At 73.6% G+C, this 21,807-nt stretch carries 13 protein-coding genes; 7 read left to right on the forward strand and 6 right to left on the reverse strand.

What is annotated here, in order from left to right; all coding sequences use genetic code 11:
- Window positions 1–36 precede the first annotated feature (36 nt).
- Window positions 37–1,206 carry a S8 family peptidase gene (locus tag CP982_RS28945; RefSeq protein WP_150513156.1) on the reverse strand — a complete coding sequence of 390 codons (1,170 nt, stop codon included), beginning with the start codon at window positions 1,204–1,206 and terminating at the stop codon, window positions 37–39.
- Window positions 1,207–1,516: 310 nt separating this feature from the next.
- Entirely contained in the window at window positions 1,517–2,713 is a 1,197-nt protein-coding gene (locus CP982_RS28950) for a S8 family peptidase (protein WP_150513157.1), read from the reverse strand.
- Between the two features lie 390 nt (window positions 2,714–3,103).
- Here CP982_RS28950 and CP982_RS28955 point away from each other — a divergent pair, with 390 nt between their 5' ends.
- The 5 genes from CP982_RS28955 to glgP all read left to right on the forward strand — a co-directional run bounded on the left by CP982_RS28955 (window position 3,104) and on the right by glgP (window position 12,254).
- On the forward strand, window positions 3,104–3,559 hold the full coding sequence (locus CP982_RS28955) for a nuclear transport factor 2 family protein (protein ID WP_150513158.1): 456 nt from the start codon (window positions 3,104–3,106) through the stop codon (window positions 3,557–3,559).
- Window positions 3,560–3,867: 308 nt separating this feature from the next.
- Complete coding sequence (locus CP982_RS28960) at window positions 3,868–4,377, forward strand: hemerythrin domain-containing protein (RefSeq protein WP_150513159.1); 510 nt, start codon at window positions 3,868–3,870, stop codon at window positions 4,375–4,377.
- An 89-nt stretch (window positions 4,378–4,466) separates the two neighbouring features.
- Window positions 4,467–7,076, forward strand: coding sequence for a protein kinase domain-containing protein (locus CP982_RS28965; RefSeq protein WP_229878469.1), 2,610 nt, complete (start codon window positions 4,467–4,469; stop codon window positions 7,074–7,076).
- A gap of 47 nt (window positions 7,077–7,123) precedes the next feature.
- Window positions 7,124–9,475 carry a protein kinase domain-containing protein gene (locus tag CP982_RS28970; RefSeq protein WP_150513161.1) on the forward strand — a complete coding sequence of 784 codons (2,352 nt, stop codon included), beginning with the start codon at window positions 7,124–7,126 and terminating at the stop codon, window positions 9,473–9,475.
- Between the two features lie 124 nt (window positions 9,476–9,599).
- Window positions 9,600–12,254 carry an alpha-glucan family phosphorylase gene (gene glgP / locus CP982_RS28975; protein WP_150513162.1) on the forward strand — a complete coding sequence of 885 codons (2,655 nt, stop codon included), beginning with the start codon at window positions 9,600–9,602 and terminating at the stop codon, window positions 12,252–12,254.
- 123 nt (window positions 12,255–12,377) lie between these two features.
- Here the strand turns inward: glgP and CP982_RS28980 are convergent, their stop codons facing one another.
- From CP982_RS28980 to CP982_RS28995, 4 genes are all read right to left on the reverse strand, one after another.
- Window positions 12,378–14,018: a M4 family metallopeptidase gene (locus CP982_RS28980; RefSeq protein ID WP_150513163.1), complete on the reverse strand. Its 1,641-nt coding sequence runs from the start codon at window positions 14,016–14,018 to the stop codon at window positions 12,378–12,380.
- Between the two features lie 286 nt (window positions 14,019–14,304).
- Window positions 14,305–15,984, reverse strand: coding sequence for a M4 family metallopeptidase (locus CP982_RS28985; RefSeq protein ID WP_150513164.1), 1,680 nt, complete (start codon window positions 15,982–15,984; stop codon window positions 14,305–14,307).
- Between the two features lie 294 nt (window positions 15,985–16,278).
- Complete coding sequence (locus CP982_RS28990) at window positions 16,279–18,093, reverse strand: ABC transporter ATP-binding protein (protein WP_372503430.1); 1,815 nt, start codon at window positions 18,091–18,093, stop codon at window positions 16,279–16,281.
- Window positions 18,090–19,859 (reverse strand): ABC transporter ATP-binding protein, encoded by a 1,770-nt coding sequence (locus tag CP982_RS28995; RefSeq protein ID WP_150513166.1) that lies wholly within the window; start codon window positions 19,857–19,859, stop codon window positions 18,090–18,092. The genes CP982_RS28990 and CP982_RS28995 overlap by 4 nt, the downstream gene beginning before the upstream one ends.
- A gap of 216 nt (window positions 19,860–20,075) precedes the next feature.
- Between CP982_RS28995 and CP982_RS29000 the strand changes: the two genes are divergently transcribed.
- Both CP982_RS29000 and CP982_RS29005 read left to right on the forward strand, forming a co-directional pair.
- Window positions 20,076–20,993, forward strand: coding sequence for an ABC transporter ATP-binding protein (locus CP982_RS29000; RefSeq protein ID WP_150513167.1), 918 nt, complete (start codon window positions 20,076–20,078; stop codon window positions 20,991–20,993).
- Window positions 20,990–21,751 (forward strand): ABC transporter permease, encoded by a 762-nt coding sequence (locus CP982_RS29005; protein WP_150513168.1) that lies wholly within the window; start codon window positions 20,990–20,992, stop codon window positions 21,749–21,751. Before CP982_RS29000 ends, CP982_RS29005 begins: the two co-directional genes overlap by 4 nt.
- The last annotated feature ends 56 nt before the right edge of the window (window positions 21,752–21,807 follow it).

The following is a 21,807-nucleotide window of genomic DNA, read 5'->3' on the forward strand; positions in this document are numbered from 1 at the left end:
GGCGGTGCGGTGCTGGACCGACCGACTACGCGACGGTCACGACTTGACCTGGAGCAGTCGGTTGGGCGTGCCGGGGCCCGGGCTCGTGATCCGGTTCTTCACGGACCGGTTGACGAGCATCCGCATCACCTCGGACGGCGGTGCCGTGCGCTTGTCGGCGAGGTACAGGGCCGCGGCCCCGGCGACGTGCGGCGCCGCCATCGACGTGCCGGACAGCGTCGCGGACGCGTTGTCGTTGGCGATGCCCGCCGACTTGATGGCCACGCCGGGGGCGAACATGTCGACGCTCAGGCCGTAGTTGGAGAAGACGGGCTTGGCGTCGCCGCGGTCGGATGCCGCGACGGTGAGCGCTTCGGCGACGCGCGCGGGCGAGGTGCCGCTCGCGGGCTGGCCGGCGTTCCCGGCCGCGACCGAGTACGTCACCCCGGACGCGATGGAGTTCCGCACGGCCTGGTCGAGCGCGGCGTTGGCGCCCCCGCCCAGGCTCATGTTCGCCACGGCGGGCTTGCGTGCGTTCCTGGTCACGAAGTCGATGCCCGCGATGACGCCGGACAGCGAGCCCGAGCCCTGGTTGTTGAGCACGCGCACGCCGACGACCTTGGCCTTCTTCGCGACGCCGTACTTCGTGCCCGCGACGGACCCGGCCACGTGCGTGCCGTGCCCGTTGCCGTCCTCGGCGATCGGGTCGTTGTCGACGAAGTCGAAGCCGGAGCGGGCGCGCCCGCCGAAGTCCTTGTGCGTGGTGCGCACGCCGGTGTCGATGACGTACACGGTGACGCCCGAGCCCGCCGAGTTCGGATAGCGGAACGTCCTGTTGAGCGGCAGCTTGGGCTGGTCGATGCGGTCCACGCCCCAGGCGGGCGGGTTGACCTGCTTCCCGTCCGCGTGCAGCGTGATGTCCTGGCTGACCGCGCTGACCGACGGGTCGTCGGCGAGTCGCTCGGCCTCGGCCGAACTGGCCTTCACGGCGAAGCCGTTGAGGGCCGAGCGGTAGGTGTGAGTGATCTTCACGCCGTATTCGTCGGCGATGTCCCTGCCCTCCGCGGACGCCGCGCGGGTGTCCGACTTCAGGGTCACGATGTAGCCGTGCTCGGCGGCGCCGGGCGCGGCCTGGGACGACGGGGCGGCGACGGCGAAGCCGCCGACGAGAGCGACGACCGTGATGGCCGATACCCGTCGTATACGACGCGTGTGTGACAACTGCATGTGCTGGTTCCCTCCCCATTGGACGCGACCTTCCCTCCCCTGGGAAGCGGCCGGTGTCCTGGCCGCGTCAGGTCGCGTGTCCATGAAGCGTGGCCTGCCCGGGTGAACCGCAACAAGCCTGTGCGACAACGGGGAACCCGCGTTAACCCGCCAGTGCCGAGCCCTGCGGTAGGCGTACACGTGCAACTTGAGTGAAAGCGTGGAGGGGAGCCCGAGGACTTAGGTGGCGCTTGGGTGTCGGGTCGGGCAGAGTCACGACCCGGACCCCCGGCAGGGGCTGAGGAATCCCGCCGGGGGCCGCTGGTGCGGGCTACTTAACTTGGAGCAGTCGGTTCGGCGAACCCGTGCCGATGCCCGACAGTTTGTTCTTGACCGACCGGTCGGTGAGCCACTTGGCCACCTTGGCGGGCTTGGCCGTGCGGTGGCCGGCGAGGTAGAGCGCCGCGACACCGGCGACGTGCGGCGCGGCCATCGACGTGCCGGAGTACGTCGCCGTGGCCGTGTTGCTCGTGTTGGACGCGGACTTGATCGCCACGCCCGGCGCGAACAGGTCCAGGCGCGAGCCGTAGTTGGAGAACGAGGCGCGCTTGTCGCGCCGGTCGGACGCCCCGACGGTCAGGGCCTCCTTGACGCGGGCGGGCGAGGAGCGCGTCGCGGACTCGCTCTCGTTGCCCGCGGCCACCGAGTAGGTGACGCCGGAGGCGATGGACTTGCGCACCGCCGCGTCCAGCGGGGCGAAGGCCGGGGTGCCGATGCTCATGTTGGCGACGGCGGGCCCCCGCGCGTTCCTGGTCACCCAGTCCACGCCCGCGATGATCCCGCCGAGGGTGCCGCCGCCCTCGGAGTCGAGCACGCGCACGGCCACGATCTTGGCCTTCTTGGCGACGCCGTACTTCGTGCCCGCGACGGTTCCGGCCACGTGCGTGCCGTGGCCGTTGGCGTCCTGGGCGTTGGAGTCGTTGCCGATGAAGTCCCAGCCGGAGCGGGCCCGGCCGCCGAAGTCCTTGTGCGCGGTGCGCACGCCGGTGTCGATGACGTAGACGGTGACGCCCGCGCCCTTCGACCCCGGCGCGGTGTACGACTTGTCGAGCGGCAGGCTCTTCTGGTCGATGCGGTCCAGGCCCCACGACGGCGGGTTCGGCTGCCGCGCCGCGGCCCCCGCCCCCAGGTCCACCTGGATCTTCCGGTCCGCGACGACACCGGCGACCGCCGGGTCGGCCGCGAGCCGGCGCGCCTCGGCGGCGGTGGCCCGCACGGCGTAGCCGTTGAGCGCCGCGCTGTAGGTGTGCTGGATGCGCGTGTCGTACTTCTCGGCCAGGTCCTTGCCCGCGCCGGACGTGGACTTCGTGCCCTGCTCGAGCGTCACGATGTACGTGCCGGTGGGGCTCGTGTCCCCGGAGCCCGGTGCGGCGTGCGCCGACGGGGTCGCGGTGGCCAGCAGGCCCACCGCCGCGACGGCCGCGACGGCCCCCGCCCGACGCCGTCCTCTGGTGCGTTGTATGTCCATGTACTGCGTTCCCTCCCCTGGAAACGGCTGGTTGTCGTCGCCCTGTGCGCGCTGCGCGGGCGCAGGCGTGCTGGGCAGCGTCTCGTGTGCGGGTGAGCGGTCACAAGCCGCACGGCGGGGCGGAATCGGTCATATCGCCCGCCTTTTGGCTGGTTACGGCTCAACCCAAGTTCAGGCTTGGAAGCATGCTAGTAAATCCGAGGATTGACTTGGGATTTTCCCCTCCCTGATGATCAGTGAGGGCCCCGGGCGGCAACCCGCCTGTGCTTCACCGAAGTCCGGACTTCGGTGAAGCACAGGCGGGTGCCGACCCACCCGCGGCACCCGCGCGGCGAAGTGCGCGTCCGAAGACCGCCAGCACCCGGCCCGGCGACGGACCACCCTCGCCACATGACCACCACGCCACGCACCGACGCCCGCTCCGTGCTGACCGCCATGTACGCGGCCGAGACCCGCTATCTGGCCGCGGGCGGCCCCGGCCGCGCCTCCTTCGCCACGCTCGCGCCCCACTTCGCGCCCGACGTCGTCCTGCACCAGGCCGACGCCCTGCCGTACGGCGGCGTCTGGCGCGGGCACGAGGGGCTCGAACGGTTCTTCCTCGCGATGGCCGACACCTGGGCGGAGTTCGACATCGTGCGCCAGGAGTTCCTGGGGCAGGGCGACAGCGGCGGCGACGGCGGGCGGCAGGTGGTCGGCGTGCACAGCGACATCCGCGCCCGCGTCCGGGCCACCGGGCGCGCGCTCGCCTTCCCGATCCTCCAGTCCATCGCCGTCGAGGAGGGCAGGATCCGCGAGGTCCGGCCGTTCTACTGGGACACGGCGGCGATCGCGGCGGCCTGCCGCTGAGCGGCGCGGCGCCGGTTTCCGCGTTGACAGGGCGCGGGACCGGCGTCTGTAATGGTGCGCGTGCCGCGTGGCTTGGGCCAAAGAGCAGTGGGCAGGCCTTCGACCGGGCGAGCACTTCACCAAGGGACATGACCTTGCGTTCACTCCGTACCGCGCCGCCGCGTCCGCTGACGTAGCCGCGCCCGCGCCCTCCGCCCCCTTCGGGCCCCGGGGCGCCCGTGTGCCCTTCTTCCCTTTCACCGCGTCCGTCGGGTCCGTCACGTTCCCGTACGCGCGGACGCACACCCCTGTCTGGAGATCCCTTCCGCATGCCCACGACCACTGACGCCGCGCGGCCCCGCGAGGTCCGCACCCTCGCCGACAAGCTCCTGGAGGTGCACGACTGGCTGCGCGAGCAGCTCGGCCACCTCCGCGCCGAGGCCGCTGCGCACCTGGACGCCCGCGCCGCCCACCAGGGCCCCGGCGCACCGCCCGCGCCCGGCCTCGGCCTGCAGATCCGGCAGCGCTGCCTGGAGTTCTGCGACGCGCTCACCTTCCACCACACGGGCGAGGACGAGCACGTCTTCCCCGGTGTCCTCGAACACCACCCCGACCTGCGCGAACCCCTCGCCCGCCTGGCCGCGGAGCACCGTGACATGGCCCGCCTCAAGGAGCGCCTCCTCGCCCTGCTCGACGACATCACGACCACCGATCCGGAGGAGTTCCGCACGGAGTTCGACGCCCTGGCGGGGCTCCTCACCGCCCACCTCGACCACGAGGAGGGCTGGCTGGTGCCGGTCCTCGCCGACGTGCCGTTCCCGCCCGGCCCGCCCTCCTGACTGCCGGCGCCCCGGTGGACCGAGTAATCTGCCGGGGCGTTTCGTGAGACGACAACGGCACAGGGGGACGGGGCGGGATGATCGGTCGGTTGAGGGACTCGTCCCCACGCAGGACGGGCCCGTACGAGACGGTCGCCCGGCTCGGCGCGGGCGGCATGGGCGAGGTGTTCCTCGCCGTGCCGCAGGACGCGTCCGGGGCCGCGGACACGTCCGCCGCCCCGGACGGCCCCCGCACCCCGTACGACCCGGACGGCCTCGTCGCCGTCAAGGCCATCCGGCGGGACGTGGTGGGCGAGCCCGCCTTCCGGGCCCGCTTCCGGCGGGAGATCGCGGTCGCCCGCTCCGTCACCAGCCCGTACGTCGCCCGGCTCGTCGACGGTGACGCCGACGCCGAACAGCCCTGGCTCGCCACGGAGTACGTCGCCGGGCCCACCCTCGCCGAGGCGGTGCGGCGGCACGGGCCGCTGCCCGTGCCCGCCGTCGCCGCGCTCGGCGCCGCCATGGCCAGGGCGCTCGCCGCCGTGCACGCCGCCGGGGCGCTGCACCGCGACCTGAAGCCCGCCAACGTCCTCATCGGCCCGGAAGGGCCCAAGCTCATCGACTTCGGCGTCGCCCGCACCCCCGGCGCCACCACCATGACCTCCACCGGGCTCCTCGTCGGCACCCCCGGCTTCATGTCGCCCGAGCACGTCGCGGGCGGACGGCACGTGGTGGCCGCGTCCGACGTCTTCTGCCTCGCCTCCGTCCTCGTGTACGCGGCCGTGGGGCGCGACCCCTTCGGCGACGGGCCCGTGGCCGCCGTCCTGTACCGGGTCTCGCGCGCCGAGGCCGAACTCGACGGCGTACCCGCCGAATTGCGGGACGCCCTCGCCGACTGCCTGGTCGTGGACGCGGCGGCGCGGCCCGGGCCCGAGGCGCTCGCCGAGCGTCTCACGGGCCTCGCCGGTGCGGACGGCGCGGGCTTCGTCTGGCCCGCGCCCGTCCTGGAGGCCATCGGCGAGGTGCGGCGCGACGTCGAGCAGCTGTGCGCCGCCGGGCGGCCGCTGCTTCCCCTGCCCGCGCCGCCCTCCGTGCCGCCCGGCCAGGAGCCCACGCCCACCTGGTCGCCCACCGCCCTGAACGCCCCTGCCGTGCCCGGCACTCCGGCCGCCCACGAACTGCCCACCATGGGGGCCGCCGCGCCCGCGGCGGCGACCGTGCCCGGCGCGCGCCGGACGCGCGGGCGCCGCACCGCGTTCGCGGTCGTCGCCGCCGTGGCCGTGGCCGGGGGCGCCACCGGTGCCCTGCTCGCGCTGTTCGGCCCCGACTCCGGCTCCGGCGACGACGGTGCGAAGGGCGGCGCGACCCGGCCCGGCGCCTCCTCGTCCGGCGGCCTGCCGCCCGCCCGCCTTATCGCCGCCGCGGGCGTGGACAAGGACGGTACCGACGACCGCAGTGGCCTCGTCCCGCAACACCCGGAGCAGCGCCCCAAGGGCTGGAAGCCGTGGCGCGGCTCCTTCTCGCACGCGCCCATGAACTGCGCCGCCGACACCCGCGCCGTCCTGTGCCTGCTCACCAACGGCACGTACGAATCCCTCGGCGCGTCCGACGGCAAGCGCCGGTGGACCTCCGACGGGCGCACGGGCGACGACGTGGGCACCGGGGGCGAGGCCTATCTGAGCCCCTCCGGGAAGCTGTTCATGCCCGGCGACCGCCTGGCCCCCGTCGTGCGCGGCGGGACGTCCGTCATCGCCCACAAGGGAGTCCTCCAGGTGCGCGACTCCGCGTCCGGCGACGTGCGCTGGTCCGCGCGCCCGCCGCAGGGCCGGTACTTCACCCGCGCGCTGCTCGGCGACGACCTGCTCCTCGTCACCGCCGAGGCCAAGCCGTACGCCGACGGCGGCCCCCAGGGCGCCACGCTCCTCGCGTACCCGCTGCGCGGCGGCGCGCCCCGCTGGACCGCGCCGCTCGCCACCGAGGAGCTGTCCGGCGCCGAGCAGAACGGCATGTACGGCGCCGAAGTCGTCCGGCACGGCCGGGTCTACGCCTGGTCCGCGCAGGGCCTGATCGCCCTCGACGCCAGGACGGGCGCACGCGGCGGCAAGGCGTACGACGGCGAACAGTGCCGCAGCGTGATGGCCGTGGGCGAGCAGATCCTGTGCGCGGCCGTGGTGACCGGCAGCTCCGACTTCGAGGACGCCACCGAGGAGGCGGGCACCCGGGTGACCCGGCTCGACGCGCGCACCCTGGCCACCGAGGGCGCGTTCGCCTTCAAGGCGCCGCCGCTGCCGCCGGACGGGATGGCGCCGCCGGACATCGTCGTCAGCGCCGTCGGCCCCGGCAACGCCCTCGCCTACGACACGGCGGGGGCGAAGCTCCTGGTCGCCGAGTCGAAGAAGGGGCGGGTCACCCGCGAGGAGCCGCTGTCCCTCACCGGGGACGGGACCCGGCGGATGCTGTCGTCGGCGCCGCTGCTCATCGGGGAGCGCGCCCTGTTCGCCGACAACACCACCCTGCGCACAGTGCCGCTCACCGCGTCCGGCGAGGTACGCGCCCTGCGGGTGCCGGGCGCGCCGGGCGACCGCGCGCCGAAGCGAGGGAGCGACACCGGCACCGTCATCGCCGACCAGCCGCGGTCGCCGACGGTCCTGCCGCTCGGCGGGGTCGCGACGATCGTGTACGACCAGGGCACGGTCGTCTCCGTCCGCATCCCCTCCTGAACCCCGCCGCTCCGGCCCGTACCTCTTCCCGCCCTTGAGGAGACCCCGTGCTCGAACCGCTGACCGGGCCGCCGCGCCACGTCGGCCCGTACCGGCTGCTCGCCCGCGTCGGCGCGGGCGGCATGGGGGAGGTCTTCCTCGCGCGGTCACGGCCGGGCACGCCGCTCGTCGCCGTGAAGACCGTGCGCTCCGACCTCGACATCGACCACGAGTTCCGGGTCCGCTTCCGCCGCGAGATCGCCGCCGCCCGCGCGGTGTCCGGGCCCGGCACCGCGGCGCTCCTCGACGGCGACGCGGCCGCCGAAGTGCCCTGGCTGGCCACGGAGTACGTGGCCGGGCCCGCACTCGGGCAGACCGTGCGGCGGTGCGGCCCGCTGCCCGCAGGCGCGGTGCGCGCGCTCGGCGCCCGGCTCGCGCACGCCCTCGGCACCGTGCACCTCGCGCAGGTCCTGCACCGCGACCTCAAGCCGGGCAACGTCCTGCTCGCCCCGGACGGCCCCCGGCTCATCGACTTCGGCATCGCGCAGGCCTTCGACGCGACGGCGCTCACCACCGCGGGCATGATCGTGGGCACGCCCGGCTACCTGGCACCCGAGCAGCTCCTGGGCAGCCACGCGGTGGTGCCCGCGTCCGACGTGTTCGCGCTCGGGGCGGTCCTCGCGTACGCGGCGAGCGGGCGGGGCCCCTTCGACGACCAGGAGATCGCCTCCGTCATCTTCCGCATCACGCAGGGCGACGCCGATCTGTCCGGGGTGCCTGAGGACGACGGCCTGCGGGAGACCGTGGCGGCCTGTCTCGCGCCCGCGCCCGATGACCGGCCCACCGCCGCGGAGCTTGCGGGCCGCCTGGAGGAGCCGTCGGCCGCGGCCGCTGTGCCCTGGCCGGCCGAGGTCCTGTCCCTCTTCGCCGAGCACCGCGAGGCCGTGGAGCGGTGCGAACGGGCCGCGGCGGAGGGGGAGTTCGCGGCGGCGGACACGGTGACCGGTGGGGCGCCGGAGGTCGGCGGCCACCCCGCGCCGCTGTCGGCCTCCGTGCCGGGACCTTCGCCCAGCCCGCCCGCCCCGGCCGCGCGCCGCCGGTGGCCGTGGATCGCCGCCGCCGTGCTCGCCGTGTCCGCCGTGACGCTCGCCGCCGTACTCCTGCCGGGAGGCGGCGGCGGTGACGGCGCGGGCCGCGCCCCGCAAGCCGCGGCGTCCGGCGGGGCGGGCGGTGGCGGCGCGCGGGGCCCGCTCGTCGTGTCCGAGTACGGCGACGCGCACCGCACCGGCGACCACGGCCCCGAGGGCCTGCGCGCAGCCGCCCGGCCCGAGGGCTGGAAGCCCTGGTCCGTGGCCCGCCCCGAGGGCCTGGACGACCGGGGCGACGGCTGCGTCCTGGCCGGTGCCACGCTGGTGTGCCGCGACGGCAAGGGCGCGGCCGCGGGCTTCGACGCGGCGAGCGGACGGCACCGGTGGACCACGCGCGGCTTCCCCGGCCGCGCGGACGAGCTGACCGGCCACCACGCGGTGCCGCCCGAGGCAGGGCCCGAGGGCCGCGCCGTGTACGTGCCGAGCGAACTCGGCGTCACCAAGGTCGACGTGGCCTCCGGCGCGGAGCGCTGGCGCAAGCCCACGCCCACGGGCTCGGGGACGCTCGCCCTCGCGTACGCCGATGACGTCGTGTACGCCGTCGAGTTCCGCCTCGGCGGCTCCGCACCGGGCGACGCGCCCGGCAGCAGCGTGGTCCGGGCCCGCGCCGCGTCCGACGGCCGCGAGCTGTGGCGGTCGAAGGCGCTGCCCAAGACGGCGGGCCCGCTGGTCGTGGACGGCGGCCGGGTGTTCACGGCCCTGGAGAAGGGCGGTGTCGTCCGCCTGGACGCGAGGACCGGCGACACCGCCCGCACCGCCGCCGTCCCGTGCGACGACCTCATGCTGCGCGGCGCCTCCGCACTGGTGTGCTGGAGCCGGGCGAGCGACGGCGTGCGCGAGCTCGACCCCGCGACCCTGCGCACCCGGCGCGTCGTCGCGGCCGACGTGCGGCCCTCCGGGCCGCGCCCCGTGCTCGGCCCGCGGGGCGTGCTCGTCGTGGCGAGCGACAGCCCCGATCCGGACGCCGTCATCGAACACGAGCTGAGCGCCTACGACTGGCGCACCGGCAAGCGCCGCTGGCGCTACGGCGCCCCGAACGACCTGGCCACCCTGGCGCTCGCGGGCGACCGGGTGCTGTCCGCGGGCGCCTTCGAACTGCGTGGCCTGCGCCTGGACGGCGACGTCGACACCCTGCGCACCAAGGAGATCCCGAAGGCGGGCGCCACCGGCATCGCGGACCCCTTCGCCACGTTCGGAAAGCCGCTCTACGCCGGTGGAGCCGTCTTCGCCACGACCGCCGAGGGGAAGGTCGTCTCCGGGAACGCGCCTTGACCGCCTCACTAACACGGGCCACAACTTGCCTTTGTCCGGGGCAAGTTCACGGTCCCGTGGTGGCGGGGCGGTCCGACCCCCTACCGTCGATGGGTCACGTACGTCCTCCGACAGAGGTGCCGCCGTGAAAGCCATCCGCCGCTTCACCGTACGTCCCGTCCTGCCCGCCGCCCTCGCCCCGCTCAGCGAACTCTCCCGCAATCTGCGCTGGTCCTGGCACACCGGGACCCGTGACCTCTTCCGCGACGTCGACCCCGCCCTGTGGGACGCGTCGGGCGACGACCCCGTGCGCCTGCTCGGCTCCGTGCCCGCCGCCCGCCTCGCCGAGCTCGCCGCCGACGAGGACTTCCTGCGCCGCCTCGGCGAGAGCGCCGAGGACCTGCGTGAATACGTCACCGGACCCCGCTGGTACCAGGAGCGGCAGGCCGAGTCGCCCGACGACGGGCTGCCCGCGCCCGGCGGTGAACTCCCGGCCGCCGTCGCCTACTTCTCGCCCGAGTTCGGCGTCACGGCCGCCCTCCCGCAGTACTCCGGAGGCCTCGGCATCCTCGCGGGCGACCACCTGAAGGCGGCCAGCGACCTCGGCGTGCCCCTCATCGGCGTCGGACTGCTCTACCGGCACGGCTACTTCCGGCAGTCCCTCACCCGCGACGGCTGGCAGCAGGAGCACTACCCGCTGCTCGACCCGAACGAGTTGCCCCTGACCCTGCTGCGGGAGACCGACGGCAGCCCCGCCCTGGTGCGGCTCGCGCTGCCCGGCGGCCGGGCCCTGCGCGCCCACGTCTGGCAGGCGCAGATCGGCCGCGTGCCGCTGCTGATGCTGGACTCGGACGTCGAGGAGAACGACCCCGGCGCCCGCGAGGTCACCGACCGGCTCTACGGCGGCGGCAGCGAGCACCGGCTGCTCCAGGAGATGCTGCTCGGCATCGGCGGCGTGCGCGCCGTGCGCGCCTACTGCCGCCTGACCGGGCACCCCGCCCCCGAGGTCTTCCACACCAACGAGGGCCACGCGGGCTTCCTCGGCCTGGAGCGCGTCCACGAACTGGTCCAGGGCGGGCTCGCCTTCGAGAGCGCCCTGGAGTCGGTGCGCGGCGGCACCGTCTTCACCACCCACACGCCGGTGCCCGCCGGGATCGACCGCTTCGACCGCGAGCTGGTCGCCCACCACTTCGGCCCCGACGCCGAACTGCCCGGCATCGACGTCGAGCTGATACTGCGCCTCGGCATGGAGACCTACGCGGGCGGCGACGCCAACGTGTTCAACATGGCCGTGATGGGGCTGCGCCTGGCCCGCGGCGCCAACGGCGTCTCCACGCTGCACGGCAAGGTCAGCCAGGAGATGTTCCAGGGCCTGTGGCCCGGGTTCGACCCCGAGGAGGTGCCGATCGCCTCCGTCACCAACGGCGTGCACGCGCCCACCTGGGTGGCCCCCGAGGTGTTCCGGCTCGGCGCCCGGCAGATCGGCGAGCGCCGCACCGACCGGGCCCTGTCCGTCGGCGGCTCCGAGCGCTGGGACGCCGTCGCCGACATCCAGGACTCCGACATCTGGCAGCTCCGCCGCGAGCTGCGCGCCCAGCTGGTGGACGAGGTGCGCCGCCGTCTGCACGTGTCCTGGCGGCAGCGCGGCGCCGCCACCGCCGAACTCGGCTGGATCGACGAGGTCCTCGACCCGGACGTCCTCACCATCGGCTTCGCGCGCCGCGTCCCCTCGTACAAGCGTCTGACGCTGATGCTGCGCGACCAGGACCGGCTCCTGGAGCTGCTCACGCACTCCGAGCGGCCGGTGCAGATCGTCGTCGCGGGCAAGGCGCACCCGGCCGACGACGGCGGCAAGCGGCTCATCCAGGACCTGGTGCGCTTCACCGACGACCCGCGGGTGCGGCACCGCATCGTGTTCCTGCCCGACTACGGCATGGCGATGGCCCAGAAGCTGTACGCGGGCTGCGACGTGTGGCTGAACAATCCGCTTCGCCCCCTGGAGGCGTGCGGCACCTCCGGCATGAAGGCCGCGCTCAACGGCTGCCTCAACCTGTCGGTCCTGGACGGCTGGTGGGACGAATGGTTCGAGCCCGACTTCGGCTGGGCGATCCCCACGGCCGACGGCTCGGCCACCGACGACCACCGCCGCGACGACCTGGAGGCGGCCGCCCTGTACGACCTCCTGGAGCGGCGGATCACTCCCCGCTTCTACGAGAACGGGCCCGAAGGCCTTCCCGACCGGTGGATCGAGATGGTGCGGCGCACCCTGACCCGGCTCGGCCCGAAGGTCCTCGCCGGACGCATGGTGCGCGAGTACGTGGAGCGCCTGTACGTGCCCGCCGCGCGCGCCCACCGCGTGCTCGAAGCGGACGCCGCCTCGGGGTTCGCCGCCTGGAAGAACCGCGTCCGCGCGGCCTGGCCCGGCGTCGCCGTCGACCACGTCGAGGCCACGGCCGTGGGCACCACCGCGGAGCTGGGCGCGACCCTCGCCCTGCGGGTGCGCGTGCGCCTCGGCGAGCTGGCGCCCGACGACGTCGAGGTGCAGGCCCTCGCGGGCCGCGTCGACCCCGAGGACCACATCGCGGACGCCACCCCGGTGCCGCTGAAGCCCACCGGCGCCCCCGACGGCGAGGGCCGCCTGCTGTACGAGGGCCCCCTGGCCCTGGACCGCACCGGCCCCTTCGGCTACACGGTCCGCATCCTCCCGTCCCACCGCCTCCTGGCCAGCAACGCGGAACTGGGCCTGGTGGCGGTCCCGTCAGAGGCGACGGGCGAGGCGGCGGGCGTCTTGATGCGCTGAACGGCAGCGCCCCGAAGGGGCGCGGGGAACTGCGCGACCAGCCACGACGGACCCGCAGACACATACGAAAATGGTGCGGGCGGCATCCAGGGGGTCTCCCCGGATGCCGCCCGGTTCAGAGGGTTACTTGACGTTCACTCCGGTCCAGGCGGCGGCAACCGCCTTCGCCTCGGCGGAGTTCGCGCCGTACAGGTCGCTCGCGGCCTTCACGGTGTCCTTGCGCGCCTGCGCGTAGTTCGTGGTCGAGGTGAAGTACGACGTCAGGGCCTTGAACCAGATCTTCTCGGCCTTGTCGCGCCCGATGCCGGTGACCTTGGAGCCGTCCTTGGTCGGGCTGTCGTACGCCACACCGTTGATCGTCTTCTTCCCGCTGCCCTCGCTCAGCAGGTAGAAGAAGTGGTTGGCGATGCCGGAGGAGTAGTGGACGTCGACGTTGCCGGCGTTGCTGCTCCAGTAGTCGAGGGACGAGCCGTCCTTGGAGGGCTTGTCCATGTAGCGCAGCGGGGTGCCGTCGCCGTTGATGTCGATCTTCTCGCCGACGAGGTAGTCGCCCTTGTCCAGGGCGTTGTTCGCCTTGAACTCGACGGCGGCGGCGAAGATATCGCTGGTGGCCTCGTTCAGGCCGCCGGACTCACCGCTGTACTCCATGTTGCCGGTGGCCGAGGTGACGCCGTGGGTCATCTCGTGGGCGGCCACGTCGATGGAGGTCAGGGGCTTGGCGTTGCCCTCGCCGTCGCCGTACGTCATGCAGAAGCAGGAGTCCTGCCAGAACGCGTTGACGTAGGCGTTGCCGTAGTGCACGCGGGACGTGGCGCCCTTGCCGTCGCCCTTGATGCCGCTGCGGCCGTGCACGTTCTTGTAGTAGTCCCAGGTGAGGCCCGCGCCGTAGGCGGCGTCGACGGCGGCGGTCTGGGTGTTGGAGGGCTTGCCGGTGCCCCAGACGTCGTCGGCGTCGGTGTAGAGCTTGCCGCCGCTGGAGCCGTGGTTCAGGTCCAGGGTCTTGTGGTTGCCGCGCCCGGAGTCGGTGAGCTGGAAGGTGCTGCCGCTCTTGACGGAGCCGACCGTGACCTTGCCGCTGTACTGGCTGTTGCCGGTGCCGGTCTCGATGGCCTGGTGCTGGTACAGCTTCTTGCCGGTGGCCGCGTCGGTGATGACGTGCAGCTCGCTCGGCGTGCCGTCCTTCTGCACGCCGGTGACGACCGTCTCGTAGGCGAGCGTGGGCTTGCCGTCGGCGGCCCAGACGACCTTGCGCGGTGCGCGCGGGTCGGCCTTGGCGGTGTCGCCGGTCTTCGCGGCCGTCGACTTGGCGGCGGCGGCCACGGACTTCGGGGCCAGCTTCGCGTCGGTGGACGCGACCTTGATGGCGGCCTTGGTCGCCTTGCTGACGCCCTTGACCGAGCCGTCCTTCGCGGTGTGGACGACGAGGTCGCCGCCGAGGACGGGAAGTCCGGCGTAGGTGCGCTCGTAGCGCGTGTGGGTGGTGCCGTCGCGGTCCTTGACGACGTCGCGGACGACCAGCTTCTCCTTCGCGCCGAGGCCGATGCGGTCCGCGGTGGCCGCGGCCTTGTCCTCGGCGCCCTGGAGCAGGTCGGCGCGGGCGGAGGCGGAGAGCGGGGCGGTGGCCGCGGCGGGGGCCGGGGCGGCGGCTCTGGCGGTGTCGGGCTGTGCGGAAGCGCCGGTGGTCATTCCGGCGGTGAGCAGCGCTCCGGCGGCGACGGCGGTGGCGATGGCCAGGGTGGAACGCTTCGATATGTGGGGGGTCACGCATGCTCCTTGTGTGAAGGCCCGGATGGCATGGGGGACCACCCGGGCCGAACTGGTGCTGTGCGGATGAACGTGTGTGCCGTGCGTGAGCAGCGTGCCATTTGAGCCAGGTACATGTCAGGACCTTGATTGAATGTTGGCCAGATTGCGTCCGTTGGCCGATGGTCAAGGTCCGCCATGCGAACACCGGGTGAACGGACCGCCGGATGCGTCCACGCGGTGAGGGGCGGCGCCGCCCCGGGGGTTGGCGGTTCCGGGCTCCCGGAACGGCGCCGGCTCGGGTCGGCTAGGGGCGTGCGCCGACGTTGACGGCCGCCCAGGCGTTGGCGACCGCGGTGTACTCGGGGCTCGACGTGCCGTACAGCTCGCCGGTCGCGGCCAGCGTGCCGGTGCGCGCCGCCGCGTAGTTGGTGGTCGTGGTGAACTTCGTGGTGAGGGCCCTGAACCAGATCTTGGCGGCCTTGTCGATGCCTATTCCGGTCACAGGCTTGTTGTCATACGTCGGCGAGTTGTACGAGACGCCGTTGATGACCTTCGCGCCGCTGCCCTCGCTCAGCAGGTAGAAGAAGTGGTTGGCGATGCCCGAGGAGTAGTGCACGTCCACGTTGCCCGCGCTGCTGCTCCAGTTGTCCAGCGAACGGCCGTCCTTGGAGGGCTTGTCCATGTAGCGCAGCGGAGTGCCGTTGCCCCGGATGTCGATCTTCTCGCCGACGAGGTAGTCGCCGACGTCGCTCGCGTTCTTGGCGTTGAACTCGACGGCGGCGGCGAAGATATCGCTGGTCGCCTCGTTCAGGCCGCCGGGCTCGCGGCTGTACTGCATGTTGCCGGTCGCGGCGGTGACGCCGTGGGTCATCTCGTGCGCGGCCACGTCGATCGACGTCAGCGGCTTGGCGTTGCCCGAGCCGTCGCCGTACGTCATGCAGAAGCAGGAGTCCTGCCAGAACGCGTTGACGTAGTTGTTGCCGTAGTGCACGCGTGAGGAGGCGCCGCGGCCGTCGTTCCTGATGCCGTTGCGGCCGTGCACGTTCTTGTAGTAGTCCCAGGTCAGGGCCGCGCCGTAGTGGGCGTCCGCGCCCGCGGTCTCGGCGTTGGAGGCCTGGCCGTTGCCCCAGACGTCGTCCGGGCCGCTGAAGAGGGTGCCCGAGCCGGACGTGCCGCGGTTGAGGTTGCGCGTCTGGTGGTTGCCGCGCGCCGTGTCGGTGAGCGTGTACTGCGAGCCCGACTGCTGCGTGGTGAGCGGGACCTGGCCGCTGTACTGCGTGTTGCCGGTGCCCTGGTGGACGCCCTGCCACTCGCCGAGCTTCTTGCCGGTCCTGGCGTCGGTCACCACGTGCAGCTCGTTGGGCGTGCCGTCCTCCTGGAGGCCGCCGACCACGGTCTCGTACGCGAGCTTCGGGGCGCCGCCCTTGGCGTCGGCGAGCCAGACGACCTTGCGGGGCTCCTGGGACGTCTTGAGCTTCGTGGAGCCGTCCGCCTTCGAGGCGCCGAGCGCCTGCTTCTCGGCGCTCGCCGCCTTGACGTCGGCGCTCGTGCCGGTGCCCGCGAGGCGGGCCTTGGAGGCGCGGTTGACGTCCTTGACCGTGCCCGACTTGTCGGTGGCGACGACGAGGTCGCCGCCGAGGACGGGGAGCCCGGCGTAGGTGCGCTCGTAGCGCGTGTGGGTGGTGCCGTCGCGGTCCTTGATGACATCGCGGACGACCAGCTTCTCCTTCGCGCCGAGGCCGATGCGCTCGGCGGTCGCGGCGGTGGTGGCGTCCGCCGCGCGGATCAGCTCGGCCCGCTGGGACGGGGAGAGCTGCTGCGGCAGGGCGCCGGCGTCGGCCTTGGTCCCGGACGACGCCTGGTCGGCCGACGCGGTGGTGGCCTGGACGGTCACGCCGAGCAGCGCGGCGGCGGCGACGAAGGCGCCGATGGCGGTGGCACGCCGACGGGCGGGGGTTCTACGGGGTGTGGGGGATGTGCTCAACACGGACTCCTTCTGCGCGGCCGCGGGGGTGCGCGGCCTGTGGCGACCCGGCGGCGGGTGACCGGCCGGGCAGAGCAGGGCAGTACGTGGTGCCTGGCGCGCGTCGTGCCGCCGGGGCGGGCGCGCCGCGCGCGGGAGTCGTCGGGGTGGAGCGCCCGTGCGACTGGTGAGGGGAAGAGTGCCATTCGAGACAGGTACATGTCATTCAGTTGGCGTACTTTGGCTGGAATACGTCCGCCTGTAGGGTTCGGGCGTCCGTTATGCGGCGCATCGGGGGATTGCCCCCCGGGGTGGTCAGCCCACTACGCTCTCTCGCCACGCCCGGTGCAGTTGGGCGAAGGGGCCTGTGGCGGCGGTCAGTTCGGCGGGGGTGCCGTCCTCGACGACTCGGCCGTGCTCCATGACCAGGACGCGGTCGGCGATCTCCACCGTGGACAGGCGGTGGGCGATCACGACCGCCGTGCGCCCCCGCAGGACCGTGTCCATCGCGCGCTGCACGGCCCGCTCCCCGGGGATGTCCAGGGAGCTGGTGGCCTCGTCCAGGATCAGCACCGCGGGGTCGGCGAGCAGCGCGCGGGCGAACGCCACCAGCTGGCGCTGCCCGGCCGAGATGCGGCCGCCGCGCTTGCGCACGTCCGTGTCGTAGCCGTCGGGCAGGGCCGCGATGAAGTCGTGGGCGCCGATCGCCTTCGCGGCGCGCTCGATCTCCTCGCGGGTGGCCTCCGGGCGGCCGATCGCGATGTTCTCCGCGACCGTGCCGGAGAACAGGAACGCCTCCTGGGTGACCATCACGACGCCGCGCCTGAGCTCGGCCGTCGCCAGTTCGCGCAGGTCGACGCCGTCGAGCAGGACCCGTCCTTCCGTGGGGTCGTAGAACCGGGCGAGCAGCTTCGCGAGCGTGGACTTGCCCGCGCCCGTGGAGCCGACGACGGCGACGGTCTGCCCGGCGGGCAGCGTGAGGTCGAAGCGCGGCAGGATCTCGCCGCCCGTCCGGTACGCGAACCGCACGCCGTCGAACCGGACGGTCCGGCCCGGGTGTTCGGACGCGAGCCCGGGCAGCGGGCGCGCGACGGACTGCTCCGGCTCCGGCACGGACGGCGTCTGCGCGAGCAGTCCCGCGATCTTCTCCAGGGACGCCGCCGCCGACTGGTAGGAGTTGAGGAACATCCCGAGCCGGTCGATCGGGTCGTACAGGCGCCGCAGATACAGCACGGCCGCCGCGAGGACGCCGAGGGCGAGGGTGCCCTCCGCGACGCGGTACCCGCCCCACAGGACGATCCCGGCCACCGAGGTGTTCGCGACGAGCCGCGAGCCCACCACGTACCGGGCCATCTCCAGGATCGCGTCGCCGTTCACGCGCTCGTGCGCGCGGTTCAGGGCGGCGAACCGCTCGTCGTTGGCCCGCTCGCGGCGGAACGCGCGCACCGGCCGGATGCCGTTCATCGTCTCGGTGAACTTCACGATCACGGCGGCGATGGCCGTGGAGCGGACCCGGTACACCTTGGCCGCCCGGTGCTGGAAGAGCCGGATCAGCAGGTACAGCGGTACGAACGACGCCACCGCCACCGCGCCGAGGCCCAGGTCGAGCCAGAGCAGCAGCGCCGCGATGTAGACGAACGACAGGATGACCGTGAGCAGCTCCTGGAGGCCCTCGCTGAGCAGCTCGCGCAGCGACTCGACGTCCGTCGTGGACCGGGAGATCAGCCGCCCGGAGGTGTACCGCTCGTGGAAGTCCACGCTGAGCGCCTGCGCGTGCCGGAAGATCCGCCCGCGCAGATCGAGCAGCACGTCCTGGTTGACCCGCGCCGAGGCCAGGATGAAGGCGTACTGGAGCACGCCGGACAGGGCCGCGGACAGTCCGTAGGCGACGCCGACGGCGATCAGCGGGCCGTAGTCGTCCTTGCGCACGGCGGGCACGGCCGAGTCGATGGCGTACGCCACCAGGAGCGGGCCCGTCTGGACGGCGGCCTGCTGGAGGAGCAGCAGCACGGCGGCCAGCGTGACCCGGCCGCGGCGCGGCGCGAGCAGCGACCGCAGAAGGCGCCCGGTCGCGCCGGGCGGCGCGGGCAGCGTGTCCTGGTCGAAGTCGTCGAGGCCCTGCTTGCTCACTTCGCTCCCCCTGACATCAGCCACGCGTACTCGGCGTTGTCCCGCAGCAGTTCCTGGTGTGTGCCCACGGCGGCTATGCGGCCGCCGGAGAGCAGGGCGACGCGGTCCGCGAGCAGCACCGTCGACGGGCGGTGCGCCACCACCAGGGCCGTGGTGTCCTTCAGGACCCGCCGCAGCGCGGCCTCGACCAGCGCCTCCGTGTGGACGTCGAGCGCCGACAGCGGGTCGTCGAGCACCAGGAACCGCGGCCGCCCCACGACCGCGCGGGCCAGGGCGAGCCGCTGCCGCTGGCCGCCGGACAGGCTCAGGCCCTGCTCGCCGACCTGGGTGTCCGCGCCCTGCGGAAGGTCGTGCACGAAGTCGGCCTGCGCGACCGACAGGGCGTGGTCCAGATCCCGCTCCCCGGCGTCCGCCGCGGCGCCCATGAGGACGTTCTCGCCGACGGACGCGGAGAACAGGGTGGGCTCCTCGAAGGCCACCGACACCAGCTCCCGCACCCGCTGCCGGGGCAGGTGCGCGATGTCCTGGCCGTCGAGGGTGATGCGGCCGCCGCTGACGTCGTGCAGCCGGGGCACCAGGGCGGTGAGCGTGGTCTTGCCGCTGCCGGTGGCGCCCACCAGGGCCATCGTCTCGCCCGTACGGACGTGCAGATCGATGCGGGACAGGACCGGCGGCGTGTCGTCGTCCGCGTCGGGATAGTGGAAGGACACTCCTTCGAAGCGCATCCCGTCGGCGGCGGGGCCGTCCCCGGCCACGGTGTCCGGGTCGGACTCCTGCTCCGCGTCGAGCACTTCGAAGTACCGCTCCGTGGCCGTCGCCGCCTCCTGGCTCATGGCGAGCAGGAAGCCCATCGACTCCACCGGCCAGCGCAGCGCGAGCGCCGTGGACAGGAACGCCACAAGGGTGCCCGCCGACAGGTCGCCGTCGGCGACCCGCACGGAGCCGAGCACGAGCGCCGCCCCGATGGCCAGCTCCGGCAGCGTCGTGATGACGCCCCAGATCGCGGCGAGCAGCCGGGCCTTGGCCAGCTCCGTGCCGCGCAGGGTCCGCGAGAGCTCGCGGAACGCCCGCGCCTGGCTGCGGTGCCGGCCGAAGCCCTTGATGATGCGGATGCCGAGCACGCTCTCCTCGACGACCGTCGTCAGATCGCCGACCTGGTCCTGCGCGCGCCGCGCCACGTCGGCGAACCGCGCCTCGAAGTACGACACGACGACCACGAGGGGCACCACCGGCGCGAGCAGCACCAGGCCGAGCGTCCAGTCCTGGGCGAGGAGCAGGGCCACGCCCACCAGGATCGTCGCGCCGTTCACCACCATGAAGGTCAGCGGGAAGGCGAGGAACAGGCGGATCAGCATCAGGTCCGTCGTGCCGCGCGAGAGCAACTGGCCCGAGGCCCAGCGGTCGTGGAACGCCACCGGCAGCCGCTGGAGGTGCCGGAACAGGTCCGCCCGCATCGCCGCCTCGACGCCCGCGAGCGGCCGCGCCACCAGCCACCGCCGGAAGCCGAAGAGCAGCGCCTCCGCGACGCCGAGGCCGAGCAGGAGCAGCGCCCCCAGCCAGACCCCGGCCGTGTCCCCGTCGGCCACGGGCCCGTCCACCATCCACTTCAGGATGAGCGGGAAGACCAGGCTCGTACAGGACGCCACGATCGCGACAAGTGCGGCCCAGAACAGGCGCTTTCGGACAGGGCGGACGTACGGCCACAGGCGCGTGAGCGTCCGGACGGCCGACCGGCCGCCCCCGGCGGATTCGAGTGTGGTGGACATCAGGGGCGAGCCTACGTTTCACCACTGACAGCGCCCACTGAGTTTCGTCCCGTACGCCGTCCTCCGCTGGTCCTAGGTCCTCCGCCCGCACGCCTACGAGCTGCGGGAACGCGCGGTGCTCCGCCGAGTCGTAGGGCGCGGTCAACCGATCGGTCGATGCCGGGTCGAGCGCGACGGGCGATGCCGCGCCCGGACCACGGACGCGAGGCTCGTCGCATGCCTCATACGACACCCGTCATCGAAGTCACGGGTCTGCGCAAGTCCTACGGCGGCCGGACCGCCGTGGACGGCGTCTCGTTCGCCGTCGACGAGTTCGAGATCTTCGGGATCCTCGGGCCCAACGGCGCGGGCAAGACCACCACCGTCGAGTGCGTCAGCGGCCTGCGCGTGCCCGACGCGGGCACCGTCCGCGTGGCGGGGCGCGACCCCGTCGCCGACCACGCGCGCGTGACCCGCGTCCTGGGCGCGCAGCTCCAGGAGAGCGAGCTCCAGGGCAAGCTCACGGTGCGCGAGGCGCTCGAACTGTACGCCGCCTTCTACCCCGACCCCGCCGACTGGCGCCCGCTCGCCGCGCGCCTCGGCCTGACCGACCGGCTCGGCACCCGCTTCGCCCAGCTGTCCGGCGGCCAGAAGCAGCGCCTGTTCATCGCGCTCGCCCTCATCGGCAACCCTCGCGTCGTCGTCCTCGACGAGCTGACCACCGGGCTCGACCCGCACGCGCGCCGCGACACCTGGAAGCTGATCGAGGACGTGCGCGACAGCGGTGTCACCGTCCTGCTCGTCACCCACTTCATGGAGGAGGCCCAGCGCCTGTGCGACCGCGTCGCGGTGATCGACCGCGGCCGCGTCGTCGCGCTGGACAGCCCGGCGGGCCTGATCAGCGGCACCGCGGGCGCCACCGTGATCTCCTTCGCGCCGTCGGCCCCGCTGGCACCGGGGGAGCTGGCCGCGCTGCCGGGCGTCACGGCCGCGGCCGAGCGGGACGGCCGCGTCACACTGAGCGGAACGGACGCCTCCGTGGACGCCCTTCTCACCCTCCTCGCCCGCCGCGGGGTGCGGGCCCACCAGCTCCGCGTCACCGACGCGACGCTCGACGACGCCTATCTGGACCTCACGACGGGAGCCCGCCCATGACCACCGCCACCTCTCCCGGCGCCGCGGGCCGCGCCGTCCTGAAGGCCGAGTGGCGGCTCTTCCGGCGCGAACCCGTCTCGCTGTTCTGGGTCCTCGGCTTCCCGACCGCGCTGCTCGCCGTCCTGGGGTCGATCCCGTCCTTCCGGGAGGCGCAGGACGACCTCGGCGGCCTCCGCGTCATCGACGCCTACGTGCCCGTGACCGTGCTCCTCTCCATGATCATGGCGGGGCTCCAGGCCATGCCGCCGGTCGTCACGGGCTACCGCGAGCGCGGCGTCCTGCGCCGCATGTCCGCGACCCCGGTGCGGCCCTCCGCCGTGCTCGGTGCGCAGATGGGGCTGCACGGGGCGGCCGCGCTCGGCTCCGCGCTGCTCTCGCTGGCCGTGGGCCGGGCCGTGTTCGACGTGCCGCTGCCGCGCCAGGGGCTCGGGTACGCGCTCGCCCTGCTCCTCGCCGTCGCGGCCGCGCTCGCCCTCGGCGCCCTGGTCTCGGCGCTCGCGCGCACCTCGAAGGCCGCGAGCGCGATCGGCTCGGCCGTGTTCTTCCCGATGCTGTTCAGCGCGGGCGTGTGGCTTCCGGTACGGGCGATGCCGGACGCCCTCGCGCACGTCGTCGAGGCCCTGCCGTTCGGCGCCGCCGCCGAGGCGCTCAACCAGGCGGCGGACGGCTCCTGGCCCGGCCTCGCCCACCTGGGCGTCCTCGCCCTGTGGACGGCGGCCCTGACCCTGGCCGCCACTCGCTGGTTCCGCTGGGAGTGACCGGGTGCCCGGGGTGGTTGAGGTGACTGAGGGGACCGGAGTGACGGACGTGACCG

The sequence above is a fragment of the Streptomyces spectabilis genome, assembly GCF_008704795.1.
GTDB classification, from domain to species: domain Bacteria; phylum Actinomycetota; class Actinomycetes; order Streptomycetales; family Streptomycetaceae; genus Streptomyces; species Streptomyces spectabilis.